At 65.6% G+C, this 26,682-nt stretch carries 17 protein-coding genes; 8 read left to right on the forward strand and 9 right to left on the reverse strand.

Annotation, left to right across the window (positions count from 1 at the left end; translation table 11 throughout):
* Positions 1-177: 177 nt before the first annotated feature.
* The 3 genes from PX52LOC_RS35665 to PX52LOC_RS35675 all read left to right on the forward strand — a co-directional run bounded on the left by PX52LOC_RS35665 (position 178) and on the right by PX52LOC_RS35675 (position 5,611).
* Positions 178-834, forward strand: coding sequence for a GntR family transcriptional regulator (locus PX52LOC_RS35665; RefSeq protein WP_261345047.1), 657 nt, complete (start codon positions 178-180; stop codon positions 832-834).
* 38 nt (positions 835-872) lie between these two features.
* A complete protein-coding gene (locus PX52LOC_RS35670) occupies positions 873-4,025 on the forward strand; it encodes a DUF1553 domain-containing protein (RefSeq protein WP_149114554.1) in 3,153 nt (1,050 codons plus the stop codon).
* Positions 4,026-4,111: 86 nt separating this feature from the next.
* Entirely contained in the window at positions 4,112-5,611 is a 1,500-nt protein-coding gene (locus PX52LOC_RS35675; RefSeq protein WP_149114555.1) for a DUF1501 domain-containing protein, read from the forward strand.
* Between the two features lie 40 nt (positions 5,612-5,651).
* Here the strand turns inward: PX52LOC_RS35675 and PX52LOC_RS35680 are convergent, their stop codons facing one another.
* The gene (locus tag PX52LOC_RS35680) at positions 5,652-6,242 is read right to left on the reverse strand and encodes an HAD family hydrolase (RefSeq protein WP_149114556.1); all 591 of its coding nucleotides are present in this window, start codon (positions 6,240-6,242) and stop codon (positions 5,652-5,654) included.
* A gap of 9 nt (positions 6,243-6,251) precedes the next feature.
* A complete protein-coding gene (locus tag PX52LOC_RS35685; RefSeq protein ID WP_168219412.1) occupies positions 6,252-7,757 on the reverse strand; it encodes a spinster family MFS transporter in 1,506 nt (501 codons plus the stop codon).
* A 109-nt stretch (positions 7,758-7,866) separates the two neighbouring features.
* On the opposite strand from PX52LOC_RS35685, the gene PX52LOC_RS35690 reads away from it, so the two are divergent.
* From PX52LOC_RS35690 to PX52LOC_RS35700, 3 genes are all read left to right on the forward strand, one after another.
* Positions 7,867-8,706: a vWA domain-containing protein gene (locus tag PX52LOC_RS35690; RefSeq protein ID WP_149114558.1), complete on the forward strand. Its 840-nt coding sequence runs from the start codon at positions 7,867-7,869 to the stop codon at positions 8,704-8,706.
* 289 nt (positions 8,707-8,995) lie between these two features.
* Positions 8,996-9,748, forward strand: a complete 753-nt coding sequence (locus tag PX52LOC_RS35695) for a protein phosphatase 2C domain-containing protein (RefSeq protein WP_168219413.1) — start codon at positions 8,996-8,998, stop codon at positions 9,746-9,748.
* A complete protein-coding gene (locus PX52LOC_RS35700; protein ID WP_149114560.1) occupies positions 9,745-14,538 on the forward strand; it encodes a PQQ-binding-like beta-propeller repeat protein in 4,794 nt (1,597 codons plus the stop codon). Before PX52LOC_RS35695 ends, PX52LOC_RS35700 begins: the two co-directional genes overlap by 4 nt.
* A 67-nt stretch (positions 14,539-14,605) precedes the next feature.
* On the opposite strand, the gene PX52LOC_RS35705 is transcribed toward PX52LOC_RS35700, so the two are convergent.
* Positions 14,606-14,965, reverse strand: a complete 360-nt coding sequence (locus tag PX52LOC_RS35705; RefSeq protein WP_149114561.1) for an EF-hand domain-containing protein — start codon at positions 14,963-14,965, stop codon at positions 14,606-14,608.
* 52 nt (positions 14,966-15,017) lie between these two features.
* Positions 15,018-16,310, reverse strand: coding sequence for a hypothetical protein (locus PX52LOC_RS35710; protein ID WP_149114562.1), 1,293 nt, complete (start codon positions 16,308-16,310; stop codon positions 15,018-15,020).
* A 186-nt stretch (positions 16,311-16,496) separates the two neighbouring features.
* Here PX52LOC_RS35710 and PX52LOC_RS35715 point away from each other — a divergent pair, with 186 nt between their 5' ends.
* Positions 16,497-17,735 carry an HlyD family secretion protein gene (locus PX52LOC_RS35715; RefSeq protein ID WP_149114563.1) on the forward strand — a complete coding sequence of 413 codons (1,239 nt, stop codon included), beginning with the start codon at positions 16,497-16,499 and terminating at the stop codon, positions 17,733-17,735.
* Between the two features lie 71 nt (positions 17,736-17,806).
* On the opposite strand, the gene PX52LOC_RS35720 is transcribed toward PX52LOC_RS35715, so the two are convergent.
* The 5 genes from PX52LOC_RS35720 to PX52LOC_RS35740 all read right to left on the reverse strand — a co-directional run bounded on the left by PX52LOC_RS35720 (position 17,807) and on the right by PX52LOC_RS35740 (position 24,649).
* The gene (locus PX52LOC_RS35720; protein WP_149114564.1) at positions 17,807-18,514 is read right to left on the reverse strand and encodes a hypothetical protein; all 708 of its coding nucleotides are present in this window, start codon (positions 18,512-18,514) and stop codon (positions 17,807-17,809) included.
* Between the two features lie 147 nt (positions 18,515-18,661).
* Positions 18,662-20,962 carry a vWA domain-containing protein gene (locus tag PX52LOC_RS35725; protein ID WP_168219414.1) on the reverse strand — a complete coding sequence of 767 codons (2,301 nt, stop codon included), beginning with the start codon at positions 20,960-20,962 and terminating at the stop codon, positions 18,662-18,664.
* A gap of 51 nt (positions 20,963-21,013) precedes the next feature.
* A complete protein-coding gene (locus PX52LOC_RS35730; protein ID WP_246173567.1) occupies positions 21,014-22,246 on the reverse strand; it encodes a glucuronyl esterase domain-containing protein in 1,233 nt (410 codons plus the stop codon).
* 96 nt (positions 22,247-22,342) lie between these two features.
* Positions 22,343-23,590: a YkgJ family cysteine cluster protein gene (locus tag PX52LOC_RS35735; RefSeq protein WP_149114567.1), complete on the reverse strand. Its 1,248-nt coding sequence runs from the start codon at positions 23,588-23,590 to the stop codon at positions 22,343-22,345.
* Between the two features lie 48 nt (positions 23,591-23,638).
* Positions 23,639-24,649, reverse strand: coding sequence for an ABC transporter permease (locus tag PX52LOC_RS35740; RefSeq protein WP_149114568.1), 1,011 nt, complete (start codon positions 24,647-24,649; stop codon positions 23,639-23,641).
* Between the two features lie 1,401 nt (positions 24,650-26,050).
* Here PX52LOC_RS35740 and PX52LOC_RS35745 point away from each other — a divergent pair.
* Positions 26,051-26,677, forward strand: coding sequence for an RNA polymerase sigma factor (locus tag PX52LOC_RS35745; protein ID WP_149114569.1), 627 nt, complete (start codon positions 26,051-26,053; stop codon positions 26,675-26,677).
* The last annotated feature ends 5 nt before the right edge of the window (positions 26,678-26,682 follow it).

Raw genomic sequence — 26,682 nt, forward strand, 5'->3', positions numbered from 1 at the left:
GGCGGCCGCCCCACGGGCACGGGTGGAGATTTTATATAATCCTCTTGCCGCCGTCGGAACAGTCCGTTAGGCTTCCAGTACACCCACCCCACCCGGTACGCTCCTCCGACCGTGTCCGCCACTCGCCCCCGCACTGGAACCGTAAAATGGGATCACGGTCTTCGCCGTGAAGCCCTCGTGCAAACCATGCTCGCCGACGTGTTCAACGGCCGACTCGCGGCCGGGCAACACCTGATCGGCCAGAAACTCGCCGACCACTACCGCGTCAGCCAGACGCCGATCCGCGAAGCCCTCATCACGCTGGCCGGCATTGGCGTCATCGACCTCCTGCCGAACCGCGGGGCCGTCGTCCGGCGGATGACCGAGCAGGATGTTCGCGAGGTCTGCCAGATTCGCCGCGTGCTGGAGTGCGAGGCCGTGCGAACCGCGTGCGGGCGGGTGAAGCCCGAGGCCTGGGCCGACATCACCAAACAGGTCCGCGACCTGCAAACGAAACTCGGCCAGCAACCCGGCTTGCAACTGGTGCGGCAGGCGAAGGAACTGGACAGCCAACTGCACGACGCCATCGCCGCCGCGTGCGGCAACCGCCTGCTGGCCCGCGAGATCGAGCGGCTGAAACTCTTGTTCCGGGCCTACCGGGATGCGTCGTGGGTGGCGGTCGCGGCCCGTAACGAGTTCCACCGCCTGGAAGCGGAAGCGGCCGAGCACCTGATATTGCTCGGCCACCTGCACACCGAGAACGCCCCGGCCGCGGCCGACGCGATGGCCACGCACATTACCTCCGGCGAGAATTACTGGACGGCCGCGGTGTTCGGGCACAACAAACCGGATTGAGCCGCGTCCGTCAGCGGCGGAAATTTCTTCGAGGAACGATGACGATGCGACTCCTCCTCTTACTCTCGCTGCTAGCCGGGTCCGCAACGGCGGCCGAGCCGAAGCTCGAATACAACCGCGACATCCGGCCGATCATCTCGGAGAACTGCTTCGCGTGCCACGGGCCGGACAGCGCCGCCCGCAAGGGCCGCCTGCGGCTCGACCTGCGGGAAGACGCCCTCGAACGCGAAGCATTCGAACCGGGCAAGCCGGCCGAAAGCAAGATGGTCGAGCGGATGCTGCTGCCGGACAGCGACAAGGAGAAGATGCCGCCGGCCACGTCGCACAAGGTGCTGAAGCCGGAGCAGATCGAGATTCTCAAAAAGTGGATCGCTCAGGGGGCCGAATACCAAGCCCACTGGTCGTTCATCACACCGAAGATGCCGCCCGTACCGGCGGTGAAGGACAGCGGTCGCGTCCGCACGCCGATCGACGCCTTCATTCTCGCGGAACTGGAAAAGAAGGGGCTGACGATGGCCCCGGAGGCCGACAAGCGGACGCTGGCCCGGCGACTGTCGCTCGACCTGACCGGCCTGCCGCCCGACCCGGCCGACGTGGACGAGTTCATGAAGGACGGCTCGCCGAACGCCTACGAGAAGCTCGTCGACAAGTTCATGCGGTCGCCGCACTGGGGCGAGCACCGCGGCCGGTACTGGCTGGACGCCGCCCGGTACGCCGACACGCACGGCATTCACTTCGACAACTACCGCGAAATGTGGAGCTACCGCGACTGGGTCATCAACGCCTTCAACCAGAACCAGAAGTTCGACCAGTTCACCATCGACCAACTCGCCGGCGACCTGCTGCCGGACGCGACCATCGACCAGAAGGTGGCGACCGGGTTCAACCGCAACAACATCACCACCAACGAGGGCGGGTCCATCGCGGAGGAGTACCTCGTCCTCTACAACCGCGACCGCACGGAGACGGTCAACCAGGTGTTCATGGGCCTGACCGCCGGGTGTGCGGTCTGCCACGACCACAAGTTCGACCCGATCACGCAAAAAGACTTCTACAGCATGGCCGCGTTCTTCAACAACACCACGCAGAACGCGATGGACGGCAACGTCGCCGACACGCCGCCGATCGTGCAGGTGCCGAAGATGGAAGACCGGCCGCGGTTCCTCGCGATCGCCAAGGAACTCGCCGACACGCGGACAAAGGTTGATGCCCGCAAGAAGGAGGCCCGCCCGGACTTCGACAAGTGGGTCGCGGCCGTGAAGCCGGAGGAGGTCGCAGGCAAAGTCTCCGACGACAAGTTGCAAGTGCTGGCGAAGCTGACCGAGGGGAAGGGAAAGTCAGTGACGGTGGCCGTGAACGGTAAGGACGAAAAGCACGATTTCGACAGCGGCGGATACGTCTGGGGCAACGGCAAGCCCGGCCAGAAGGGGCTGACCGTCCTCCAGAGCGGCCCGGCCGTGGAGTTGAAAGAGGTCGGTGACTTCGACGGGAAGCAACCGTTCTCGGTCGGGGCGTGGGTGAAGCTCTCGAAGCGGAACACGACCGGTGCGATCGTCGCCAAGATGGACACGCCTGAGAAGGGCTACCGCGGTTGGGACGTGTGGCTCCAAGCCGACCGCGTGGCCATGCACATTATCAGCAGCTGGCAGAAGGACGCCGTAAAAGTCGCCGTCAAGAACCCGCTCAAGGTGAACGAGTTCCACCACGTCTTCATCACCTACGACGGGTCGCGGAAGGCGAGCGGCATCAAGATTTACATTAACGGCGTCCTCCAACCCGTGGACGTGGAAGCCGACGCGCTCAAGGGCACGACCCAGAACACGGTGCCGTTCAAGATCGGCCAACGGCACGCCGAACAGCGCGTGGCCGGCGTTTCCGTGTACGACCTGCGGTTGTACGGCCGCAAGTTGCCGGCCGGCGAGGTCGGCCAACTCGCGAAAGGCACGCAGGTCGCCGACATTCTCGCAAAGGCCGCCGACAAGCGGACACCGCAGGAGGTGAACGACCTGTACGACTGGTGGCTGGCCAGCCAGGACAAACCGTACCAGGCACTCGAACAGACGGTCGCCCGATTGCAACAGGAGGAAGTTGCGATCCGCTCCCGCGGCACGATCGCGCACGTCTCGGCCGAGAAGCCGTCGATGCCGGAAGCGTTCGTGCTCAACCGCGGCGAGTACGACCAACGGAAGGACAAAGTGCTACCGTTCACGCCGAAGGCACTGCCACCGTTCCCGGCCGACTTCCCGAAGAACCGCCTCGGCTTCGCCAAGTGGCTGTTCATCCCCGAACACCCGCTGACGAGCCGCGTGACGGTCAACCGCTTCTGGCAGGAACTCTTCGGCACCGGCCTCGTCCGCACGGCCGGCGACTTCGGCATCACCGGCGAACAGCCGAGCCACCCGGAACTGCTCGACTGGCTGGCCCTGGAATTCCAGTCGCACTGGGACGTGAAGCGGTTCTTCAAGTTGCTGGTGATGTCGTCGGCCTACCGACAAGCGGCGGTTTCGACGCCCGAGAAGTTGGAGAAAGACCCGGCGAATAAATGGCTGAGCCGCGGCCCGCGTTTCCGTATGGACGCCGAAATGGTCCGCGACTACGCGCTGGCCGCGAGCGGGCTGCTCGTCCGCAAGATCGGCGGCAAGAGTGTGAAGCCGTACCAACCGGACGGCGTGTGGGAAGCCGTGGCGATGCCGGAGAGCAACACCCGCCGCTACCAGCGGGACACCGGCGAAGCGCTGTACCGCCGCAGCCTCTACACGTTCTGGAAGCGGGCCGCCCCGCCGGCGAGCATGGACGTGCTGAACGCCCCCAACCGCGAGACGTGCGTCGTCAAGCGAGAGCGGACCAACACCCCGCTGCAAGCCCTGTTGACGCTCAACGACGTGCAGTTCGTGGAAGCCGCCCGCACCCTCGGCGAACACGCGATGGCCGCCGGCAAGACCGACGACGAGCGAATCGACTTCATCGCGAAACGACTGCTCGCGCGCTCACTGACCGAGAAGGAACTGCCGATCGTCCGGGAGTCGTTCGAGGCGTTGAAGAAAGACTTCGTGGAAAAGCCGGACGAGGCGAAGAAGCTCATCAGCTTCGGCGAGCGCAAGGCCGATGCGGCGTTTCCCGTGGCGGAACTTGCCGCGTGGACGATGGTGAGCAACGAGTTGCTGAATCTAGACGAGGTGCTGAACAAATAGACTGCTTCGGGCGAAAGCCCACCCGTCGCGGCGGGTGGGCTTTGACGGTCACACTTACAAGACTCTCCTTCCCTCGGAGTAACCCCATGCACCCGCTCGACCAAGCTCTCACGAACGAGTCGCTGTTCCAGGAATATGCCCGCCAGGAAACCCGCCGGCAGTTCTTCCGTTCCGCCGGGTTCGGCCTCGGCACCGCCGCCCTCGCGTCGCTCGGCGCGTCCGCGGCGGCCCCCGCACCACGGGGCGGGACGAAGACCGGCATCGGGGCGGCCCTGCCGGAGACGCACTTCTCGGCGAAGTGCAAGAACGTCATCTACCTGCACATGGTTGGCGGACCGTCCCAGATGGACCTGTTCGACTATAAGCCGAAAATGGAGGAGTTCTACGACAAGGATCTCCCCGAAAGCATCCGCAATGGTCAACGGCTCACGACGATGACCAGCGGGCAAAAGCGGTTCCCGATCGCGCCGTCGAAGTACAAGTTCGCCCAGCACGGCAAGGGCGGCGCGTGGTTCAGCGACATCTGGAAGTGGAAGCCGAAGATGGCCGACGACATGTGCATCATCAAGTCGATGCACACCGAGGCCATCAATCACGAGCCGGCCATCACGTACATCCAGACCGGCAACCAGGTCACCGGGCGGCCGTGCCTCGGGGCGTGGATGAGCTACGGCCTCGGCAGCTTGAACCAGAACCTGCCGACGTTCGTGGTCATGGTCGCCACGCCGACGAATCAGGAACAGATTCAGGCCATCTCGGCCCGCCTCTGGCAGAGCGGCTACCTGTCGGGCGAACACGCCGGCGTGTCGTTCCGGTCGAAGGGCGATCCGATCCTGTTCATCAACAACCCGCCGGGCGTATCGTCCGACGTCCGCCGTAAGACGCTCGACGGGCTGAAGAAGCTCAACGAGATCAACCACGAGCAACTCAACGACCCGGAAACGCAGACGCGGATCAGCCAGTACGAGATGGCCTTCCGCATGCAGGCGAGCGTCCCGGACCTGACCGACTTGAACAAGGAGACGGCGAAGACACTGGAGATGTACGGTCCCGACGTGAAGAAGCCCGGCAGCTTCGCGAACACGGCCCTCATGGCCCGCAAGCTGGTCGAGAAGGGCGTGCGGTTCGTTCAGGTGTACCACAACAACTGGGACCACCACGGCAACCTTACAGGCCGGATGAACTACCAAGTCACCGACGTGGACCAACCGTGCCACGCGCTCATCCAAGACTTGAAGCAGCGCGGCCTCCTCGACAGCACGCTCGTCATCTGGGGCGGCGAGTTCGGCCGGACGATCTACAGCCAGGGCGGGTTGTCGAAGACGAACTACGGCCGGGACCACCACCCGCGGTGCTTCACGATGTGGATGGCCGGCGGCGGCATCAAGGGCGGCTACGTCCACGGCGAGACAGACGACTTCAGTTACAACATCGTCAAAGACCCCGTCCACCTGCACGACTGGCACGCGACCGTCTTGCACCTGCTCGGGCTGGACCACGAGCGGTTCACGTACCGCTACCAGGGTTTGGACCAAAAGCTGACGGGCGTCGAGAAGTCGAGCGTCATCAAGGCGTTGTTGGCGTAACGAGCGGCGAACGCCCCGGCACGGTCGTGCCGGGGGCCTTCTACCTCACGTACCACCCGCGCACATCCACGCTCATCATTCCCGCCCGGCGGGCCGCTTCCAGGCCGATGTCGGTGTCCTCGAACACCACGCACGCCGTCGGCTCGACGCCCAACCGGCGGGCCGCTTCCAGGAACACGTCCGGCTCCGGTTTGTGGCGGGCGGTGTCTTCCGCACAGACGATCGTCGCGAACCAGTCCCGCACGCCGATTGCGTCGAGCGTCTGCCGCACCACGTCGCGGTAGCCGCCGCTCGCCACCGCCATCGGCAGCTTGCCGCGGTAGGCGTCCGCGATTCGGAGGACTGCTTCCACCGCGGTGACCTCGTGCAGCAGTTCCAGAAAGTGCCCTTCCTTGGCCAGAACCATTGCCTCCACGTCGCCCACCGGCACGCCGGTTTCCTCGGACAGCAGCCGGATGATGCGGTTCGTCGGCATCCCGCCGAGTTCGTAGAAGCGCTTCTCGGTGAACGCGATGCCGTGCCGGGTCAGCATCGCCGTCCACGCGCGGAAGTGGATCGGCATCGTGTCGGCCAGCGTGCCGTCGCAGTCGAAGATCAGAGCCTGCGTGCCGGGCTGGGGTGTCCAGTTCATGCGGTGATTCTACGACCCCGCCTTCGCCGTGTCGGCGTCCAGCGACGACGCCCCGAATACCCACAGCGTGCCCCCGATGAGGATGAACACGGACGTGCCGAGGAACGCGGTCTGCAAACTCGCCACGTCGGCCACGAAGCCGATGATCGGCGGCGAGATCACGTCGCCCAGCATGTGGATGACCAGAATGTTGATCGCGTACCCCGTGGCCCGGATGTCGGACCGCATGACGTTTGCCAACAGAGTGTTCGCCGGACCGGTGTTGAAGAACAGGAAGAACACCGCGGCGAACAGTAAGCCCCAGGCCACCGGGAACGGCACGAGCAACGCTCCTACGAGGAACGGGAACGCCAGCATCGTCGACCACCCGGCCGCGTGGAAGTACGCCCCGCGAATGCCCCGCCCGAGGAGGTACTCGCCGAACCACCCGCCGAGCAGCGTCGCCCCCAACCCGGAGACGACGACGATCACGCCGAAGATGAGGTTGACCGTGCCGAGCGAGATCGAATCGGGCGTGGTGGCGGCCGTGAAAATGCGGTCGCCGTACTGCTTGAAATCATCCCCCGCGCGTTGGCGGTCTTCGGGGAGGGTGTCCCGAAGTTTCTGCTTGAATTCGGCGAACGACACCTGCGGCATCCCGGTCAGGGGCCGCAACTTCGCAACGACCTCGTCCGGTACGACGGGGCGGTCGTCGCTCGTCCGCTCTTCTGCCAACGTCTCGAACGTCTTGTCCGTCACAGCGAACCGGGCCTCGCGCTGGAAGATGTAGGTCGGTGCCCACGCGGCCACGCCGCCGAGGACGAACGTCGTGCAGGTCATGCCCAGGCAGCCGATGACGAACGAGCGAATGGTCTTCAACTCCGCCAACACCCGAAGGTAACTCGGCGGCGTCTCATCGACTCGGTTCGGTTGCGGCGGTTCCGGCATGAAGAAGCACTGCCAACCGAGAAACCAGCCGATGAACGTCACCAGGAAGGCGGTTCGCCAGCCGAAGTGTTCGCCAATCTGCCCGCCGATGACGAAGCCGAGAGCGCTGCCGACCGGGATGGCGAGGTAGAACAAAGCCATCACCTTGCCCCGTTGGGAAACGGGGTAAAGGTCGGAGAGCATCGACGGCGCGACCGGGCCGTAGGCGGCCTCGCCGATGCCGACGGCGCAGCGTGTCAGCAGGAGCATGACGTAGCCGGTGGCCAGCCCCGACCCGCCCGACGCGAGGCTCCAGACGAGGACGCCAATTCCGACGACCCACCACCGCCGGCCGCGATTGCCGAACCAGCCGAACACCGGCGACAGCAGCGTGTACGAGACGAGGAAGACCGACGTCAAAAAGCCGAGTTTGGACTGCAACCACGGGTCGGCCGGGTCGAACAGGTTCGCGTCCAGTTGCAACCGCGGCAGCACGGCCGAGAGCACTTGCCGGTCGATGTAGTTGAAGAGATTGATGATGAAGAGTAACGCCAGCGCCCGCCCCGCCCCCGGCAGTGCCTCGCTCGGCCCGCCGTGGGTGTTGACCATGCCTGCCATTCGGACTCCTTGTCAGCCGCGGGGTTCCGTCGAGTTTCCATACCCGCCGCCGACGGTTGGCGGTAGACTCATGGTATCCCGATCATCGCGAGTGTCGCTCATGCCCTACTCTGCCGAAATCAGCCGGACGAACCCGGCGTGCGTCCTCATCCTCATCGACCAGTCGAAGTCGATGGACGAGCCGTTCGCCGGGCAGCCGGACAAGCTCAAGAGCGAGGGCGTGGCCGATGCCGTCAACCGGCTCATTCAGAATATGGTTCTGAAGTGCGCCAAGATCGACGGCGTGCGGGATTACTTCCACGTCGGCCTCATCGGCTACGGCGGCGAACTCCGGGCCGGCCTCGGCGGCTCGCTGCCGGACGACGTCCTCGTGCCGATCAGCAAACTCGCCGATAAGCCGCTGCGGGTCGAGAACCGCGTGCGGCTCGTGGAAGACGGCGAGGGCGGGACGATCGAGCAGAACGTGAAGTTTCCCGTCTGGTACGACCCGACGGCCCGCGGCCGCACGCTCATGAACGGGGCGTTCGAGGCGGCGGAACTCGTCATTTCGAGTTTCATCCTATCGTATCCGGAGTCGTACCCGCCGATGGTGTTGAACATCACCGACGGCAAGCCGAGCGACGCGAACCCCCTGCCCGTGGCCAACCGACTCAAAAAGGTGGGCGGGTCCGACGGCCCAGTGCTGGTCTTCAACCTGCTGCTCTCGGCCGAGCCGAAACCGCCGATCTACTTCATCGACGATGAGAGCCTGTTGCTGGACACGTACTCGAAACTGCTTTTCCGGATGTCGAGTATCCTGCCGCCGAAGTTGGTGCAGGCCGCGAAGGCTGACGGCTTCCCCGTCAACGCTGGGGCGCGGGGCGTGGTGTTCAACGCCGACTTGGTTGCAGTTGTGCGGTTCCTCGACATCGGCACGCGGATTACAACGGGCTTGCGGTAGTCGGTTGAGGGCTTCAGGTGCTGAAATGCACGGTCGGATTGCTCATTCTCGCCGTACTGTCGTCGGGTGCTTTCCTCGCCCACGGGGTGACAACTGGAGTCTTAGTACCGTACCCTGAGGCGACATCGGAACAGACGGCATACGAAAATTACCACCTAGGGATCAGCGTGCCGCTGTTCGTCGCGTCGGCGGTGGCGTGGATGCTTACCGGGATCGTCGCCATAACGTGCGCGGGCCGTTGGCTGATACAAGGCGGTCGCGCCAAATTGGCGGCCACATGGAAAAGGTCATGGCATTCTCACTAGACATCGTCGTGCGTACCACGCCCAAAGCTGGCAACACTGACGCGCAGAACGAAGACGCGGCCGCGGTCGCGCCGAAGTTGCGGCGGGCGGCCGTCGCCGATGGCGCGTCGGAAGGCTGGCAGTCGGGACCGTGGGCGAAGGTGATCGCGACGGCCTACGCCAAGACTCTGCCGGAGCCGACGACTTTCGAGAGTTGGGTGGCCACCGTCCGTGAACAGGCCCCGCGGTCGGAATCGAAATCGTGGTACGCCGAGGAGAAGCAAGCCCTCGGGGCGTTCTCCACACTCATCGGAGTGACGTTCGAGGAAACCAAAGATGGTGGCATCAAGTGGCGGGCGCTGGCCGTCGGCGATTCTTGCCTGTTCCAGGTCCGCGGGGCGAAACTTCTCGCGAAATTCCCCGTTGAATCGGTGGCGGACTTCTCGAACCGGCCGCGGCTGATCGGCTCCGTGGACGTGCCGGCGGTGCCGGAAGCGGAATGGTTTGCCGGACGTGCGGAACTCGGGGACGTGTTTTACCTTCTAACGGATGCCGTCGCCGAGTGGTTTCTGAAAACCCGCGAAGCCAACGGCACGCCGTGGACCGAGTTAGATCGGGTAACGACTTCGTCACTCCCTCCCGCGGCATTTGCCTTCTGGATAAAATCGCTCCGGGATGCGAAGATGATGCGAAACGACGATTCGACGGCCATGAGAATCACTCTCAGCCCCGGCGAACACGAACAGGACTCCCCATGAGTTGGCCGATCTCGCAGGACTTCAACGAAGCCGTCCAGAACCCGGGGACCGCGTTCGGCGACCCGGACCTGAAGTCCGGGACTGTGACCACGAATGCGATGGGCATGCCAGTGCCGCGGTCGGGCAACTACGCCGACGTGTACCAGGTCACATCGGCCAACGGCCAGAAGTGGGCCGTGAAGTGCTTCACCCGGCCGACGTCCACCGGCCTCGACGCCCGGTACGCCGCCGTCAGCGAGCACCTCGCCAACGCGAACCTGCCGTTCAACGTCGGCTTCAAGTTTCTGCCGCAGGGCATCCGCATCCGCGGCCAGTGGTACCCGATCGTCAAGATGCAGTGGGTGGACGGCTTCCCGATCAACGCCTTCGTCCGCGACAACCTCAACCGATCGACGATTCTCGAAAACATGCTCTCGCTGTGGGTCCGCCTCTGCCGGCGGTTGCGCGAGACGGGCATGGCCCACGGCGACATCCAGCACGGCAACGTGCTGCTCGTGCCGGCCGGCGGTAACTCCCTCGGTTTGAAGCTCGTGGACTACGACGGCATGTTCGTCCCGGCCCTGGCGAACCAGCCCTCCGGGGAAGCCGGCCACGCCAGCTACCAGCACCCGGAGCGCGTTGCGGCCGGCGTGTATTCGGCCGACCTCGACCGCTTCCCGCACCTCGTCGTCGCGACGGCCCTTCGCGGCCTCCTCGTCGGCGGCAAGGCGCTCTGGGACCGCTACGACAACGGCGACAACCTGCTCTTCGTCGAGCGGGACTTCCAGAATCCCGGCCAGTCGAAGCTGATGCGGGAACTGTGGGAGACGGGCGACCCGTTCACCGTCGGCCTCGTAGGCCACCTCGCGTTGAGTTGCGCGAAGCCGCTGCACCAGACGCCGTGGTTGGACCAACTCATGCCGGGCGGCCAACCGCCGATCTTGACGCCGAGCCAGGAACGGCAAGCCGCGGCCATTCTGGGCGTCCCCATGGGAGGGACGCCGGCCGGTGCGGAACCCGGTTTGCCGCCGGGTTCCGCACCGATGCCGGCTCTGCCACCGCAGCCGCAATACCCGCCGGGCTACGGCCCACCGCCGGGGTACGGCCCGCCCCCCGGTTACGCCCCGGCGATGCCGCCGCAACCGCCCGCGATGCCGCCCGGCGTGCAGGTGCCGGCCCCCGCTCCGCAATTCAACCTGAACTCGGAGGGCGACGAAGAGTCGATGGACTTCGACGGTGGCGTGCGCCGCCGGAAGCGGTCAAACAAGTCGAACCTGATTACCGCGACCCTCGCCGGCGTGGTCATCCTCGGCAGCATCGTCGGGGCCACGGTGATGTTCGCGGGCAAGAAGAAACAGCCCGAGGTGGTCGAGAAGAACCCGGACGAAACCCCGGCGCCCGCTTCCACTCCTGTCGACCCTCCTGCGGTGAACCCGCCGGTCGAACCGCCCCCCGTCAATCCCATCCCGGTCAATCCGCCCGTCCAACCGCCGGCGGTGAAGCCGACGCCCCCAGTCGCGGCGGACACCGGCAAGGTCGTCTGGAGCGTTCCCGCCGGGGATCGGCCTGCCGATCGCGTCCAGTCAGCGACATTCACGTCTGACGGGACGAAGGTCTTTGCCGCCCCCGTCGGTCAGGGCGTGGTTCACGTTTTCGACGCCAAGACGGGGGCGAGAGTTTCGACGTTCCGCGACCACTCGCCGGGGTCGAACGTCCAGGCCTTCGCCATGCCCGGCGGTCGCATCGGGTCCGTCGCGTCGGCCGAGCCGGTCGTGACGATCTGGGACGCCGCGACGGCGAAGCCGGTCAGTCGCGCTCCGCGTGCGGAAGCCGTGCCGCCGTCCGGGGTGCTGGCCGACCAAAAGGGTCGGTATGTCGTCATCCTGAAAAATCAGGGTGCGGGCAGCGTGATGGATCTGGAAACCGGCCGGGAGGTCGTGCCGATCACCGCAGCCAATCCGACGACCGGCCAACCTGGGACGGCCATCGCCGCCGACGGATCGGCCGTGCTGACCATTGTGCAGGGGAACCTCTTCCGCACGACGGCCCTGCCCGGCGGGAAGACCGTAGTCGAGATCCCGATTAAACTCGAAGGCGCGTCGATCCTCGCGTCCTGGTCGCCCGCCCGAAAGCTCGCGGCCGTTTTCCAGCGACGGGGCACGGCCATCCCGGGCATCGTTCACGTCATCAACACCGAGTCGGGGGAAGTCATCAAAACAATCCCCGGGGCGAACACTCTGTCCGCCAGTTTCAGTGGCGACGGCACTTATTTGGCCGTCCCCCAGGGGACCGGCATCACCCTCTGGAAGACGGCCGACTGGACCCCGGCCGCAACGGTGAAGTTGCAACCCGCCTCGGTCCACAGTCTGACGTTGAGTGCCGACGGGCAGCAGGCCGTCGTGGCCGGACCCGGCACGACCCTGCAACTGGTGAGCTTCGCCGTGGACCCGGCCCCGACCGGCACTTCGAGCGACACCGGCTCTGGGGTTGCCAGCCGTTTAACGGAACTCGACTCGCTCTCCTCCGTTGATTTCGGTGTCGACGTTTCCCGCCGCCGGGCCGTCAATCGCACCGGGAAGATTGTGTTCTTCTCCACCGACATGACCGTCTACCCGGCAGACGTCGCCGCCAAGAAGGTGACGAACCCTTACACCCCCGGCGGCCAGGTCCGGCAAATCTGGGCGACGGCCGGCGGCGAGTTGGTCGTCGAGGTTCGCAAGGACAAGAAGGTCGAATTGCACGTCGTCGACCCGCAGACGGGCAAGCTCACCGGCCCCGGGGTGGTCGTCGTCTCGCCGGACGAAATCCCGAAGCACGTGAACGTGTCGGCAAACGGCACCCTGGCAACCGTCGTGAAGGCGAACGGGCACCTCGCCCTCTTCGACCTGAAAGCCGGCAAGTCTTTCTACACTTATTTCCCCGACATGCCGGCCGTGAACGCATTCCCGAGTTCCGACGGCGAGCAGATCATTGCCGGGTGCGGCAAGAAGGTGTTCACCTTCGTCGTGGCCAACCGCCCGGCGTCCAAATGGCTGCGGCCGGGCGGGTTCGACGACATGCCCGAACTGGTCGTCGAGGACGCCGCCCCGGACGCGAAGGCCGTCGCCCTGCGGTCCCGCGGCATGGACAACACCGGCACAAAGTTCACTATCGTCGCGTTCGCCGACTGGCAGAACCCCGCCGTCATCACCACCGCCGCGATGGGCAACGACGCCCACCTGCGGTTCGTCGGCGACGGCACGCGGGTGGGCGTGTCCGACGAAGGACGGCTGACGCTGTACGACGCGATGACCGGCAAGTCGATCGCGAGCGTGACGCCGAAGGCCGTCGGCGGGAATATGACGCCCGTCTCCGGCCCCGGCGGCGAGACGGTCGTCTTCGGGTTCAGCACTGGGGCGACGCTCTACCGCACCGGCATCGGCGGCATGACGGCGACCGAACCGCCCGTCGCGATGGCCGGGCCGAAGCGGTTGCCGGTGCCCGACGCGGCGGCACTAGCGGCGGCCGAGAAGACGGTGAAGGACACCTACGCCGCCGAGTACGCCAAAAAACTCCCCGCCGACCGCAAGAAATTCGGCGAGCGGCTCTACACCGACGCGAAGGAGACGGCCAAGGACGCCGCGGCCCAGTTCTTCATGCTGAAGGACGCCGCCGCTATCGGCACGGAGGTTTTTGACACCGGCCTCGCGGTGCGGGCCGTCGATTCGCTCAACGAAATCTTCGAGGTGGACGGCTTCGCGATGAAGCTCGCCGCCTTGGAGAAGATTGCCGCCGGCACGACCAACACCCAGACGCTGAAGGCAACTGCCGAGGCGGTCCAGGAACTCGTCGAAGAGGCGGCCGAGCGGGACGAGTACGAGAAGGCGGTGACGCTCGGCACGATTGCGACAACGGCCTACAAGCGGGCCGGCGCGGGGGCGGCGCAGAAGGAGTTGGACACCCGGCTGACGCAGCTCCGCAAGCTGAAGGACGCCTTCGAGGGCGTGAAGGCCGCGGCCGAGAAGTTGAAGGCGACGCCCGAGGACAAGGACGCGAACAGTCAGGTCGGCCGCTTCCGGGCGTTCGCCCAGGGCCGGTGGGAGGACGCCTTCAAGATGCTCGCGGTCGGGGCCGACGCCGACCTGAAGAAACTCGCCGAGATGGAACTGCAAGCCGCGACCGACACCGACACGCCCGACTTGAAGCGCGGCGACCTGTGGAAAGAGTACGCGCAGAAGGTGCCGGACGCGGACCGGCCGGCGGTGATGAATCGGGCGAAATTCTGGTACGCGAAGGCGCTCATCGCGGGGAAGGGCGGCCTGGAGCGGGCCGGGGCCGAGAAGGGCCTGCGGTTCATGGCCGGCCAAGTCGACTACTGGCCGGGCCTGATCGCCGAGCAGTTCGTGCCGCGCGGCCGGAAGATCAAAGGCGTCGTGGATTACGTCGTGGACTTCACTAACGACACGCCGGACCTCACGGCCCTGAACCTGCCCGGCCTGGAAGTGAAGTGGACGGGGGTCATCGTGCCGCCGGCCCCGGGCCGGTACAAAATCGTCGCCGAGACGGGGGACACCGTCCGCGTGACCCTCGGGGCCAAGCCCGATCAGAAGAAAATCCTCGAGGCGCTTAACAAGGGCGTCTCGACGAAGGAGAGCCACTACCTCTTTGGCGAACGCCCCGTCCCGATCCTGATCGAGTACGAGTACGCCCGCCAAGGCCGCCGCGACCACGGGTTAAAGCTGAAGTGGGTCCGCCCCGGCGGCAAGGCCGAAGAACTGATCCCTGCCGAGGCGTTCTACCACAACAAGGTCGACGACAAGCTCGTGAAGTAATCAACGCGAAAAGGCCCCGGGACGGTCATCCCGGGGCCTTTTCGCGTTGAGTGAGAATGACGGCCGGTCACACGACTTTCTTCTTCTTCGCCTTCTTCCCCGCGGCGGGGACTTTTACCAGGCCCACGTCTTTGATCTTCTTGAACTCGTCCAGGGTCAGTTTCTTGTTGTTGTTCGTGTCGAGCTTGGCGAACGTCGCTGCCAGGCTGACGGGCGTTGCCTTTTCGGCCCCGGCCATGACATTCGGGAGGAAGTTGAACTCGTAGAGGCTCAACATGCCGTCGTTGTCGCCGTCCAACTGCTTGAGGATCTTTTCGGGATCGGTCTTCGAATCGTCGGCCTTCTTTTTCTTCTTCTTGTCGGCCCCGTCCGCCGTTGCAATGAGGAGGAGTGTCGAAAGGGTGAGCAGCGCAAGTCGCGAGAACATGGGAGTGGCTCCGAGAACGGGCGGTCGTTCAATCTAACACACTCCCGCCTCCTCAGTTCCGCCCGGCCGCCGAATTCTCGGGTAGGTCGCCGGCCGCCGCCCAGCCGAACGCCCCTTGGGCCGCCCGTAGTTTGGCGGACCAGCGGTGCCAGGCCATCACTTCCTGTACCACGTCCGCCCGGGCCTTGTACCACTCCAGTTCCAGCGGCAGGCGGTCGAACGCCTTGTCGTCTTTCTTCGCCTTCTCCACTTTCGTCTGCCAGCCCTCGGCCCGGCCTTTCGCCAGCGCCACCCGCCGCGCGGCCGATGCCATCTGCACCGCGGCGGCCCGCACCTCGGCCGCGGCCAACTTCTCGCGGTCGGCCGTCAGCGCGAACAACTGCTCGCGGCGCAACTCGACTTCCGATTCCGCCGCCGCCCGCAGTTCGGCCGTCACCCGTTCGGCCTGCCGTCGCATCACGCCCGGCACCGGCGGAATCCCGGCGAGGCCGTTGTAACTCTGCATCTGTTGCCGCACGGCCGGCAGCGTCTCCGCGCTCAGTCCGTGGTAGAGGCGGCGGAGCAACCGCAGATCGGCCCGCTGCTCCAACGCGACCTGTACGGCCGCTTCGGCATCCACAGGGGTGGCGGAAATCGTGAACGGCCCCGTCGGCCACAGCCGTTCGTCGCCCCTTACCGACAGGCCCAGGCGGGCTTGCAGTTCCGCGTTCAGCAACTTGATCGCGGCCTCGGCCGTTTCGACATCGCCGAGTAACTTCGACCGCTGCCGCGTGAGGTCGTCCTCGTCCGGCACGGGCAGCCCGACGCCGCGGTACTTCGCGGCCTCCGAGCGGAGTTCGTCGAACGACTTCAGCCCCATCGTCAGCAGTTCCGTCCGGCCCTCGGCGTCGGCGAGTTGGTAGAACCGCTCCAGCGCATCGGCCGCGTAACTGTTGCGGGCTTCGACGGCCGCCAAGAATCGCGCGTCCCGCAAGAGTTGGTCGCTCGCCCCGTTTGGGCACGGCTGTTTCTTGGACGTGACCGTCACCACCGGCATCGCGTTCTCGCGGTCCAGCACGTTCGCGACCGGCGAGTGCTGGGCTGCCAGCAGGACGCAGGAACCATCGGTCAACCCGCGAAAGCCTTTTGCGTCCGCGGCGAATAGCTTCGCGGGATCCGCCGTCTTCGCGTCCAAGCTCGGCAGGCTGGCCAACGGCGGTTCGATTCGCGTCGGCGTTACCACGGGCAAGTCGGTACTCGTCGGGGCGGCCGAGGGCATGGGAGCCGGCGTCGTGACGGAGACCGACGGGCCGTGACAGCCCGCGACGGTCGCGACGACAATGACGAACCAGCCACGCGGCATCATCGCCCTCCCCCGGCAGAACAAGCCCTGGCAAAGACATCGGCGGAAAGCTGGGCGATCTTTGACGATTTTGCGAATCGAATGGGCGATCTCGAAGGTATTGCTCCGTGAGGAACTTACCCAGATTCCCCCGTTCCTGTTGACGCCGGGCGAGAACCCTGACTAGCATTCACAGCACCCAGAGGACCCATGATGACCGAAACGACCGCCCGGAACGGTGAACTCGTCAGCCGCGTGCAACAACTTCGCCTGAACAACCAACTCGGGGCGGACCGCGGCGGCGGGGGCGGGGCAACGTGGCTGCCGTGGGTGCTGTGCTTAGTCTTGGCGCTCGCGTGGGCGGGCGTCGGGATTCGCTCGTACCGCAACGCCGAGGCGAACCCGCAAACGGCCGCCGCGAGCGGGCAACCGGCCGCCACGTCGGCGGGTAGCACGCCGCCCCCCGCGGCCGTCGTCCCCGGCACGATTCAACTCGAAGTGAAGGGCTATCTCGTCCCCGCCCAGCAGATCGCCGTCAGCCCGATCGAGGTAGCCGGGCGGCTGATCGTGCTGAACGTCGTCGAGGGCAAGTCGTTCAAACAGGGTGAGGTTCTGGCCCAAATTGAGGCAGTCAATTATCAGGCCCAACTGACGGAATCGCAGTCCGCGCTGCTCTCGGCTCAGGGCCGTTTGGAAGCGTCGAAGCAAAAGCTGGCGGGTCTTTTGCCCGGATCGGTTCGGAAGGTGGAAATCACGCAAGTGGAGGAAGAACTCAAGGAAGCCGACGCCCAACTCAGTCGGATGATGGACGAAGTCGGCCGACTCGAACGGCTCGGGGCCTCGGCGGCCGACAAGGAGAGCAAGCAAGCCCGCTTCGACATGCTCGCCAACGAGGCGAAGGTCCGCCGGCTGACGGCCACCCTGTCCATCTTGAAGGAAGGCCCCCGCGAGGAGCAGAAGGCCGCCGCCCGGGCCGACGTGCAGGCCGCCCTTGCCGAAGTCGAAGTCGCGAAGGCCCGGTTGGCCCAGGCGCAGTGGCGGTTGGACAACTGCACCATCCGCTCGCCGATCGACGGCACCGTGCTGACGAAGAAGGCCGAACTCGGCAACCTCGTGAACCCGCTCGCGTTCGCGGCGTCGTCCGGCAGCGTGTGCGACATCGCCAACCTCGCCGACCTGGAAGTGGACCTGGAAATCCCGGAGCGGGACATCTCCAAGCTGAAGGCCGGGCAGCGATGCCGCCTCAAGGCCGACGCCTACACCGACCGGACCTACGAGGGTCGGTTGGACCGCATCATGCCGATCGCCAACCGGGCGAAGAGCATCGTGAACGTGCGGGTGAAGGTCGCATTGCCGCCGGGCGAAATACCGGGGACGTTCCTCAAACCCGAGATGGGGGCCGTCGTCTCGTTCCTCGCGGAAGAGGGGAAGAAGCCCGAGGGCACGTGATCCGGCAATAGCGCACGCGAAGGGGGCGGGTCGATCGAATCGACCCGCCCCCTTCGCGTTTCTGCACGACTTTAGACGCGGGCCACGGTCACAACGGGCCGGCCGCCGAGGCCGAGGAAGCGGAACCTCGCCCCGCTACCCATGTAACCGCCGAAGGTGGCGAGCATCATCGAGAGCCACGCGCCGCCGAACGTGTACCATGCGACGCGACTGGCAGCGGCGGTGGCTTCCTGCTGGTTCTGGGGGTTCTCGACCGCTTCCTTCGCCTTCGCGGGAGCGTCCTTTGCCTTCTGCTTCCACTCATCGAGCTTGTCCTGCGGAATGCCGGCGCGGCGGGCCGCGTCTTCCCACTGGTCCGGGGTCGTGCCTTCGGCGGCCGCTTGAGCCGTCGCGGCCACGCCGATCATTGCTCCGTAGCCGATCCGCACGCCGGTCGTCAGCAGGAACATCATCATGGCCAGCGTCGTCGCCCAGACCAGGATGCCGTAGAGCGCCCCTTCGCACTCGTTTTCACCGACGGTAAACAGACTCGCGATATAGCCGCCGAAGAACATCGACAGGCAGGTCACGAAGATCGCGAACACGATCGCGCCGATGCTCAGCGCCTTCGGCGTCACCTTGTCGTGGATCGACAGACCGACCGCCCCGGCTAGGAGCGTGAGGAGGAAGTAGAGCGCGAGCGACAGCACGGCTCCCGCGAGGATCGCGGACCACGTGATGTGGCTTTTGACGGCCACCATGTCTTCGAGTCGAACGGGTTGATCTGCCACCACTGCCATGTTGCGAACCTTAGGAGAGAGTGATCCGCCGACAAGGTCGGCGGGGATTGTCAGGCTGAAGACTTGGCAAGTTGTGTGCCGCCAGCCAAGGGAGCCGGCTACTTGAGAGAAATGACGCGGGACGTGAACCGGCAGGTGAGAATGCCGTTAAATCTGCACGCGGCGGTTGTACACCCACCACTCGGCCATCAGCACGAGCAACCCCAAAAGGACGGCGATCTTCCACAAGTCGCGCGGTTGCTTGCGCGGCTCGTCCGCGGCGATCGTTTCCACCCCGATGCGGATTTCGGTCGTCACGGCGATGTCGCTCTCGTCGTGCTCGGCCGTGGGAACGAGGTTGACGGCGAACCGCCGCCCCGCCGTCCGGTCGGTGCCGGGTTCCGCCCATGTCGCGGCATAGGGGCCGATCTGATCGGTGTTCGTGTAGATGAACTCCGGCCGCGGGGTGCCGCGGTCGAAGACCTTCGACTTCCCGTCCGGCGACGTGACCGTGATCCGCCTCGTCACGCCGGTGGCGATCGGCTTTTCCTGCCCGGTCGTGATCGGGTCTTCGGTCGCCGCGTCGCGGACGTTGCCGAGGGTCGTCACCACGTTCCGCACGAACAGCACGAAGCTCGGCTGCAACGGCCAGAGCGTGTTCCAATCATTCGCGCTCGTCATCAGCGGGAACGCCATCACGAGGTCGGTGAAGGGGCCGCGCGGCAACCCGGCGATGAGCACCTGCCCGCCGGCCGCTTCGAGCAACCGCTGCGTGCCGTTGGGCAGGCTCGGCAGTTGGAACGACTCGTCGATGGCCATGTCGTACAAGCCGCGGAGGTTCCGCATGATCGGGTGCCGGTCGAGCGACCCCTGAACGCTCGGCCCCTTCACCGGCACCACACGCTGCGGGTCGTCGGCTGCCGTCGCCGGCTTGAACGGCGGCGGGGGGTGGCCGATGAACCAGGTGTTGGCGTTCGGCATCGCGTCTTCCGTCGCCGGGCCGCAACGGTCGAAGATGACGAGGTCGAACTTCCCCTCGCGGGCCGGCTTTAGGTATTTCTCGGCGTCGGTGAGGGCTGCGGGCGTCTCCCAGGTGCGGTCGGCCAAGGCCTTGTGGGCGTCGCTCTCGAAGAACGCGCGGAGCAACTTGTTGTCGTCTGGCGTGACGATTAGCACCTTCGCCTTGCGAACCACTCCCAGAACGAACCACGATTCGTCGTCGAGCGGCAGCGAGTCGTTGGCCCCTTCGAGCCGGGCGTGCAGCGTCAGGTCGGCCCCCTCCGCAAGTTCCGGCAGGTAGAACTGCACCGCCTTGCCGGCTACGTTCTGGTCGCGCTTCGCCGCCGGGCGAAGGGTGCGGGAGTACGCCCGCAGGAGATTCCTGCCCGCGTCGAGGACTTCGAGCCGCACCACGATCTTGTCGGCAGGCTTGCTCCGGTAGTTCTTCACGAACGCCGTCACCGTCGCCTTTGTAGCGTCGTCGGCGTCGCGGTCGGCAACCTTCGGCGTCGGGTCGGCGGGATCGTTCTCGTCATCATCGGGCAGTGGCTTCTGCCAGCCGCGGTCCACGGTCAGCCGCGAGAGTGCGAGGTTGTTCGAGCCTTCCGCCGGCGGGACGTGGTACGTCAGGTTGAGGTTCGCCAGGGCGAATTCCGCCGGGAACGGGAAGCGGCCATCCGAGAAGACGTGAACGTCGGCCGGGACGCCCTCCGTCGGCACGTACTGCCGCTCCTTGCCGGGGACGACCGCACCCGGGATGGTCGCTTCGTTCTCGGTGGACTTCACCGGGTTCGCGAGGCTGGCCGCGAGGCTGAGGGCTTCCTCGATCCGCGTCGGCTTCTGCGTCGGCTCGATGCGCTCGACGGCCGTGCGAAGTTCGCCGCGGTTGTTCGTGTACGACTGTGCCGTCTCGGCCGTGGAGTTGAAGACGATCAACATACCGGTATCGTCGTCGGTGGCGGCGTCGATCTCGCGGAGGGCTTGCTGCTTCGCCCACGCCAACCGCGTCGGGGCCACGTCGGTCGCCGACATGCTCGCCGAGTTGTCGATCATGAGGATGTAATGCCGCCCGCCGAAGATTGACCCGTGCAACCGCGGGCCGAGGACGGCGTAAATGCACAGCAGGGCGGCGAGCAGTTGCAGCAGGAGTAGCACGTTCTGCCGCAACCACTGCATGAGGCGGTTGACGTGCAGGTCTTCGATGCTCTTCTTCCAGAGGTACGTGGACGACACCGCGACCGGCTTCCGCCGCAGTCGGAGGAAGTAGAGCAGCACGATGAGCGGCGGCACGCAGAACAGCACCATCGCGGCCGGCAGCGCGATCGCGACGCGGTGACTGACGCCGAGACGGCCTTCGAGCCACTCGTTGACGCTCGCCTCGTAGCCCATGAGGTCGGCGGCGAACACCACGACGCCGGGCAGGGCGACGAGCAAGAGCAACACGACGAGCAGCGGGAAGATGGTGCGCATGAGTTTCATTGGGGGCAAAGCCCCGGCACGGCCGTGCCGGGGCTTTCGGGGTTATTTCTTCAGCCACTTGTCGGCGAACGCCATAAACGCCTTCCAGTCGTCGGGCGTCATCGCGTGCTTGCCGGGGCGGATGAAGTAGCCGAGGCGGCTTTCGATTAACTTGTTCGGCGGCGACATCGTCGTCGCCTCCAGGCCGGTCACGCCGAGGAGTTCGTACACCGGCGTCGCAAGTTTCAACATCTCGAACTGCCCGCTCGGGTTCGCCCACAGGTCGTCAGTCGCGTTCGTATATAGCATCGGCCGCGGGGCACAGAGGGCTGCGAGGCAGTGCTGGTCGAACGGCAGTTTCTCGGTGGCATCGTTGAACGCCTTGAAGCTCGTGCTGAACCAGTGCGGGAACGCGGTGTTGATCCGCTTCACGCCCTCGGCCTTCGGGTCATCGTGGCGGCTCGGCCCGGTCCCGCCGCAACCGGCCTGGTGCGGGAGAACCAGCGCGAATCGCTCGTCGAACGCTCCCGCCAGCAACGCCGTCTTGCCGAGTCGTGAGTGGCCGACGACGGCGAGCCGCTTCGCGTCCACTTCGGAGATCGTGCTCAGGTAGTCGGCACACCGGCTGACGCCCCACGCCCAACTCATGATCGTGGCCGTCGCGTCGTCCGGGCCGTCGCCCTTCGGCTTCGGCATCAGCTTGCGGAACCCCTCGTCCACGTTCGGCCGGTCCGGCTGCACGTCGCCGTTGTAGAACGTCGCCACACCGTACCCGCGGCCGATGATGACTTCGAGCGGCCACACGTCGGTCGCCAACCCGCGGCCCTCCTTCGTCGCCTGGTTGTTCTTCACGCCGGGGTATTTGTCGTACATCCACGCCTCGGGGATGCGAATGTTCGGGTCGGTCGTGTACAGGTGGTTCCCCCCGAAGTTCGGCCCGACGAACGTCGGCACTGCCCCGACCGGCGCGTTCGGCAGCGCGATCATCAGATAAATCTGGAGGGCGTTCGTCTTGCCGAAGGCGTCGATCTGAAGCTCGACCTCGCGGAGCGTGCCCTTACCGCCGAACGCCTGCTTGTCCTCGTACTTGACGACGCCGGTCACCTTCCCCGATTCCGGCAATCGGCCGTACATGTACCGCTGGAAGAGTTCCTTCAGTTCCGGCCGGCGTTCCTTCAGCCAGACTTCCTTCGTGGTGACTTTCTCCCCGGCGAACGTCGTGAGCGGGTCGGGGAAACTCTTGCGGGCCGGCAGATCGCCCGGCGGCGGAAAGTCAGCGGCCGCGACGAGGGCCATGAGCAGGACTCCGGCAAGGGAGGGTGCGAAATGCGGCATCGGGGGGAACCTCGGAAGGGAGATGGGAATTGGTATAGCGAACTTTCCGCGGGCCTCTCACCGGCTGTACCACGCGACTAACCGCGGGAGTTCTTCCTTGAGGTGTAGGGAGCGGAGCGCGCTCGGCAGCTTCGGGCGGAGCAAGGGGTTGAAGCCGTAACTGTTGTCGATGAGCCGCAGCGCTTCACGGATGGCGACCGGCCGCGGGCGGTCGGCCGTGGTGATGAGCCGCGAAAGCCAGAGCGTCATCGGGAAGACGAGGATTAGCGAATCGAGGCCGGCCCAGAACGGCAGGTGGAAGTTGATCGGCCCGGCGAACTGCATCGAGTCCAACTTCGTGCGGAAGTAGCGAAGGAACAGTTGCTCCGATTCCGCCGGCAGTGGCCCAGCGAATTGCTCGCCGACTTCGAATCGCACGCCGACCGCCAGGAGGCTGTTCACCTGGGGCACGCGGCCGGTGCCGACCGCGAAGCGGTAGCCGGCCCGCATTCGCCGAATCCAGCCGCCGTCCGGCATGGTGCCGCGATCCGGCCCGCGATCCACGCGGGCGTGAACCGACGCAAGTTGGCGGAACAGCATTCGCCCGACCCACCCCGGCGGCGGCACCTGTTCGGCGGGCGGCACGTCTTCCTCAACGCCTTCCGCGAGGACGTTGACCAACTCCGTCAGCCGGTTGCCGACCACCTTCTCGTAGGTCAGAATCCGCAGTTGGCTCGTCAGCAGGAGAAGGTGGCGGAGTTTCCACTCCATCGGCCGGTCGGCCTTCGATAGAACGCCGGCGAATGCCGTCACGAACCGCGACAGGTCCGGCCACGCCACGGTCTGCCCGCCTTGCAGCGGCGGCGGGGGCAAGTCGCGGGTGATGTCTCGCGGTTCCAACTCGGCAGCGTAGGCGGCGGCGTCCTTCGCGTGGGCCGTCATCGCCCGGCCCTCGTTCTTCGCCACCGACGGGCAACTGTACCGCAGGCCGACGCGCCAGTAGTCGCCGGTCGGGATCATCACGAGGGGGTAAACCCGGCACGCGAGCGGCTTCGCGGCTGAGCCGAACTTCGCGTGAATGCGGCAGCGGTTGTCCGGTCCGAGAAACACGCACGCCCCGTCGGGGCGGTGGGCCAGCGTCACGCCGTCCTTACCCGTCTCGAAAATCGTCACGCCCTTCAGGTCGGGGTCGATCGCCCAGTTCTGCTTCTCGATGCGCTCGCGCTCGTCGGCCGTCACGGCCACCGCGTAGGTGCGGCAGCAGTCGGAGCAACTGTGGCAGTCCCAATTCTGAAGCACCGGCAGCGACCGGACCGGCATTGGCATCGCGACACCTGCGAGACGGCGAGAGAAGCTCCATTCTACGGTGGCCGGTTACTGCTTCTTCAGGTCGATGTGATCAAAGAAATACCGCACGTCGTTAGCTCCCGGCGTCAGAAAGGCATCCTCGACGGCGGCCACGAACACGAACTGCTCCTTACGGAAGATGCGGACGATGCGTTTCGTGTTCCGGTCCGGCAGCGTGAACACGTACTCTCGGCCAGGGCAGCCAGTGAGACGGACGGGTCGCGGTTGCCCGGTCAGGGTCGCGTTGAGCGCATCCATCGCCTTCGCTTGCGCTTCCTTGAAAAATGGCTCGTCCTGTTCGCCGTTCAGTTCCTTCGGTTGATTGCCGAACGCGACGAAGTACGTGGCCGGACCGTCCTTGTCGGCGGTGCGGTAGCCCTTGAGCGACCAGCCCTTCACGATTTGCTGGTCGTCTTCGTGCATCTCGTCCGGCACCTGGACGGAATACATTCGCTCCGGCGGCGTGAACTTCTGCCACGTCCGTTCGTTGCCCTTGCCGATCTGCTTGCGGAACGCTTCCACCCATTCCGGCTTCAAGAAGTACAGGAACGCGGCCAGGAAGTGCATGACGAAGACGAGAATCAGGATGCTCTTCACCCGCGTGGCGAACGACCAGTCGGCCGCGAGGACCACGCCGAGGCAAAGCCCCGTCGCAGAGGCGGCAATCGCCATCGGCAGCGCGAACGTGAAGATCGCGTCCTTGCCGGTGATGAGGGGGCCGAGAATCCAGAGCAGTGGGATGACGAACGGCAGCAACGCGAGGCCGAAAAGGACGCTCCGCGGACCGTGGGGCGGTTCGGGGTCGGCGGGAATCTCGTACTCGTCCCAGCCGGGTGCCGGGTGCACGACGGGGACCGACTTCTTGACCGGGTAAACGACCGGCACGTTCCGCCGCGAGGGCTTGGGGTCCTCGGGCAACTCTTCGGCGACGGCGCTGAACGGCCGTGAGCAGTTCGGGCACGACACGTACTGCCCGACGGCCGACGCCGGCACGCGGGACAGTTCATCGCAGTAGGGGCAGCGGACGGCTTGTTGCATGACGTTCAGGATACAGCGACCCGCGGCCGTTTTCAGCCCGTGAGTGCCTCGGGTGCGAAATCTCGAAAATCTCGAAATTCGCGCGAACCCGGTGTGAACCTCGACTGTCTGATAGGGACTTCCACCGAAGGTTCGCATTTGGTGCCCACGAAACTTGGCAAAAATTGCAAAAAGCAATTGGCCAACGGGCGAAGAGCGGGTATAACCACACGTTCTTCCCCAATTCGGCGCAAACTTCGGACCGCCGAGCGTGTTGGAAGGTGTAGAAGTTCCTTACCTCGTACCCGTTTGGAAATGCGTAGCTAAACCCAATCCACGGCGGTGTGGTGATCCCACCCGCCCAATCGTTCCGTCGGAGGTGTGTGTCATGACTGTCAAGAACCTGATGAACCGAGTGACGAAGACCGTGACGGTCGGCAACGCCAAGTTGCAGACCCCGGCCGATCGCGTCGGTACCGGGTTCATGGCAGTCGCGCTGACACTACCGCCGGCGGAGTTCCTGTCTCCGGGACAATTCTCAATGTCCCAACGTCAAGCCCACGAACCGGAACCCGGTTCGCGGCAGGAGGAGGTATCCGCCATGCGATATCAGCCGAACGCCGCGATACCGACCGGAGTGGTCGGACGTTTCTCTGGCCCTGTCGTTCGTCGCAACCTGTTAGCCCTCAGGGCCGAACAGGCGAACCGGCAGACCCATTCGCGGTCCCACTGTCCCAGAACGCGGCCCGGAAGCGACTGCCAATCGCCCGCCCGCGCAACGGATACGACGGACCGAAAACGCGGGAGTTGGCGGAACGCCACGACCGCGAATGAGTCGACCGGCTGCGGCGACCGCGAAGTGAGGTGACGCACGGCTTATCGCGACGAATGCTCGAACCCGTTGTGCCTCCAAGACCGACCCCGCGCGGGCGGTCCCACGATGTCCGACCTTGAGCAGACAGACCGAGAGCGCTGTGACGTTACCGGGGCCAGAAGTCCCAACCCTTGACCGACTGCGGTAGGCGTTGCCCGATGTTTCGGGTCATCCCCTGTTGGCGTGTTCTCACACCGTGAGGCATTCGCCGGCAAGGTGACGCGGAGCGGCGGCGTGGAACCGACGAGCCAACCCGGCTCAGTCCGTTCCCGTTCGTCCGGTTCCGTTCGACCCGTCAAGCACCGAGCCACGACCCCACCCAACACAACCGCACCCGCCGCGGGGTTCAACCGCTGTGCGCGTGGGATCGAAGAGTTCGCACCCGACCGCCCCAGGCGGTTGTCCACGGTGCGCATCGGTCCGCACCCACTCGGCCCGCTCGGAATGCCGTGACCCAGCCCCCTCCACTGATCCAGGGCGGCGGTCGCGTTCGTTCTGAAAACGCTGGTTCGGTCCGCGAAACGCTGGATCGGGACAGGAACCCAATCATGAGCTGGACGGAAATTACGATCCTGGTGGACAAGGCGAAGACGGGCGATCGGGAGGCTTTCGGCGAACTGGTCGTGCGGTTCCAGGGCAGCGTGTACGCGATGGCCCTGGCCCGCGTCCGCGACCCGATCGAGGCGCAAGAACTGGCGCAAGAGGTCTTCGTCCACGCGATGCGGAAGCTGCCGCAACTGCGGGACGCCCGGTGCTTCGCCGGCTGGTTGCGGCGGATGTGCGCCCGGATGGCCATCAACCGCATGACGCGGAAGGGGCCGATCTTCGGCACGGAGCCGGAGATGCTGGACGGCTTCGAGGGCGACTTCCGCACGCCGGACGAGTTGCTCGTCCTGGCGGAAGAGAAGGCCGGGCTGCACGCCGGCCTGCGGAAGTTGAAGGACCTCGACCGGTCGACGCTGGAGGCGTTCTACCTGCGCGGCCGGAGCCTGAAGCAAATGGCCCGCGAGTTCGAGACGCCGGTCGGCACGATCAAACGGCGACTGCACGTCGCCCGCGCCCGGTTGAAGGACGTCCTGGAAGGCCGGGAGCCGGGCACGGGTGCTGAGTCGATGGCGATTCAGAAAGAACTGAAGGATAAGAAGCGAACGAAGCAACTGGCCTTAGCGGTGTAAGTTCG

The organism is Limnoglobus roseus (genome assembly GCF_008254045.1).
In the GTDB taxonomy this organism is placed as follows: Bacteria; Planctomycetota; Planctomycetia; order Gemmatales; family Gemmataceae; genus Limnoglobus; species Limnoglobus roseus.

Excerpts from the sequence above, each read along its gene's own strand:
- PX52LOC_RS35670 (WP_149114554.1), top strand. The coding sequence starts at position 873 with ATGACGATGCGACTCCTCCTCTTACTCTCGCTGCTAGCCGGGTCCGCA.
- PX52LOC_RS35675 (WP_149114555.1), top strand. The coding sequence starts at position 4,112 with ATGCACCCGCTCGACCAAGCTCTCACGAACGAGTCGCTGTTCCAGGAA.
- PX52LOC_RS35680 (WP_149114556.1), bottom strand. The coding sequence starts at position 6,242 with ATGAACTGGACACCCCAGCCCGGCACGCAGGCTCTGATCTTCGACTGC.
- PX52LOC_RS35685 (WP_168219412.1), bottom strand. The coding sequence starts at position 7,757 with ATGGTCAACACCCACGGCGGGCCGAGCGAGGCACTGCCGGGGGCGGGG.
- PX52LOC_RS35690 (WP_149114558.1), top strand. The coding sequence starts at position 7,867 with ATGCCCTACTCTGCCGAAATCAGCCGGACGAACCCGGCGTGCGTCCTC.
- PX52LOC_RS35695 (WP_168219413.1), top strand. The coding sequence starts at position 8,996 with ATGGCATTCTCACTAGACATCGTCGTGCGTACCACGCCCAAAGCTGGC.
- PX52LOC_RS35700 (WP_149114560.1), top strand. The coding sequence starts at position 9,745 with ATGAGTTGGCCGATCTCGCAGGACTTCAACGAAGCCGTCCAGAACCCG.
- PX52LOC_RS35705 (WP_149114561.1), bottom strand. The coding sequence starts at position 14,965 with ATGTTCTCGCGACTTGCGCTGCTCACCCTTTCGACACTCCTCCTCATT.
- PX52LOC_RS35710 (WP_149114562.1), bottom strand. The coding sequence starts at position 16,310 with ATGATGCCGCGTGGCTGGTTCGTCATTGTCGTCGCGACCGTCGCGGGC.
- PX52LOC_RS35715 (WP_149114563.1), top strand. The coding sequence starts at position 16,497 with ATGATGACCGAAACGACCGCCCGGAACGGTGAACTCGTCAGCCGCGTG.
- PX52LOC_RS35720 (WP_149114564.1), bottom strand. The coding sequence starts at position 18,514 with ATGGCAGTGGTGGCAGATCAACCCGTTCGACTCGAAGACATGGTGGCC.
- PX52LOC_RS35725 (WP_168219414.1), bottom strand. The coding sequence starts at position 20,962 with ATGCGCACCATCTTCCCGCTGCTCGTCGTGTTGCTCTTGCTCGTCGCC.
- PX52LOC_RS35730 (WP_246173567.1), bottom strand. The coding sequence starts at position 22,246 with ATGGCCCTCGTCGCGGCCGCTGACTTTCCGCCGCCGGGCGATCTGCCG.
- PX52LOC_RS35735 (WP_149114567.1), bottom strand. The coding sequence starts at position 23,590 with ATGCCAATGCCGGTCCGGTCGCTGCCGGTGCTTCAGAATTGGGACTGC.
- PX52LOC_RS35740 (WP_149114568.1), bottom strand. The coding sequence starts at position 24,649 with ATGCAACAAGCCGTCCGCTGCCCCTACTGCGATGAACTGTCCCGCGTG.
- PX52LOC_RS35745 (WP_149114569.1), top strand. The coding sequence starts at position 26,051 with ATGAGCTGGACGGAAATTACGATCCTGGTGGACAAGGCGAAGACGGGC.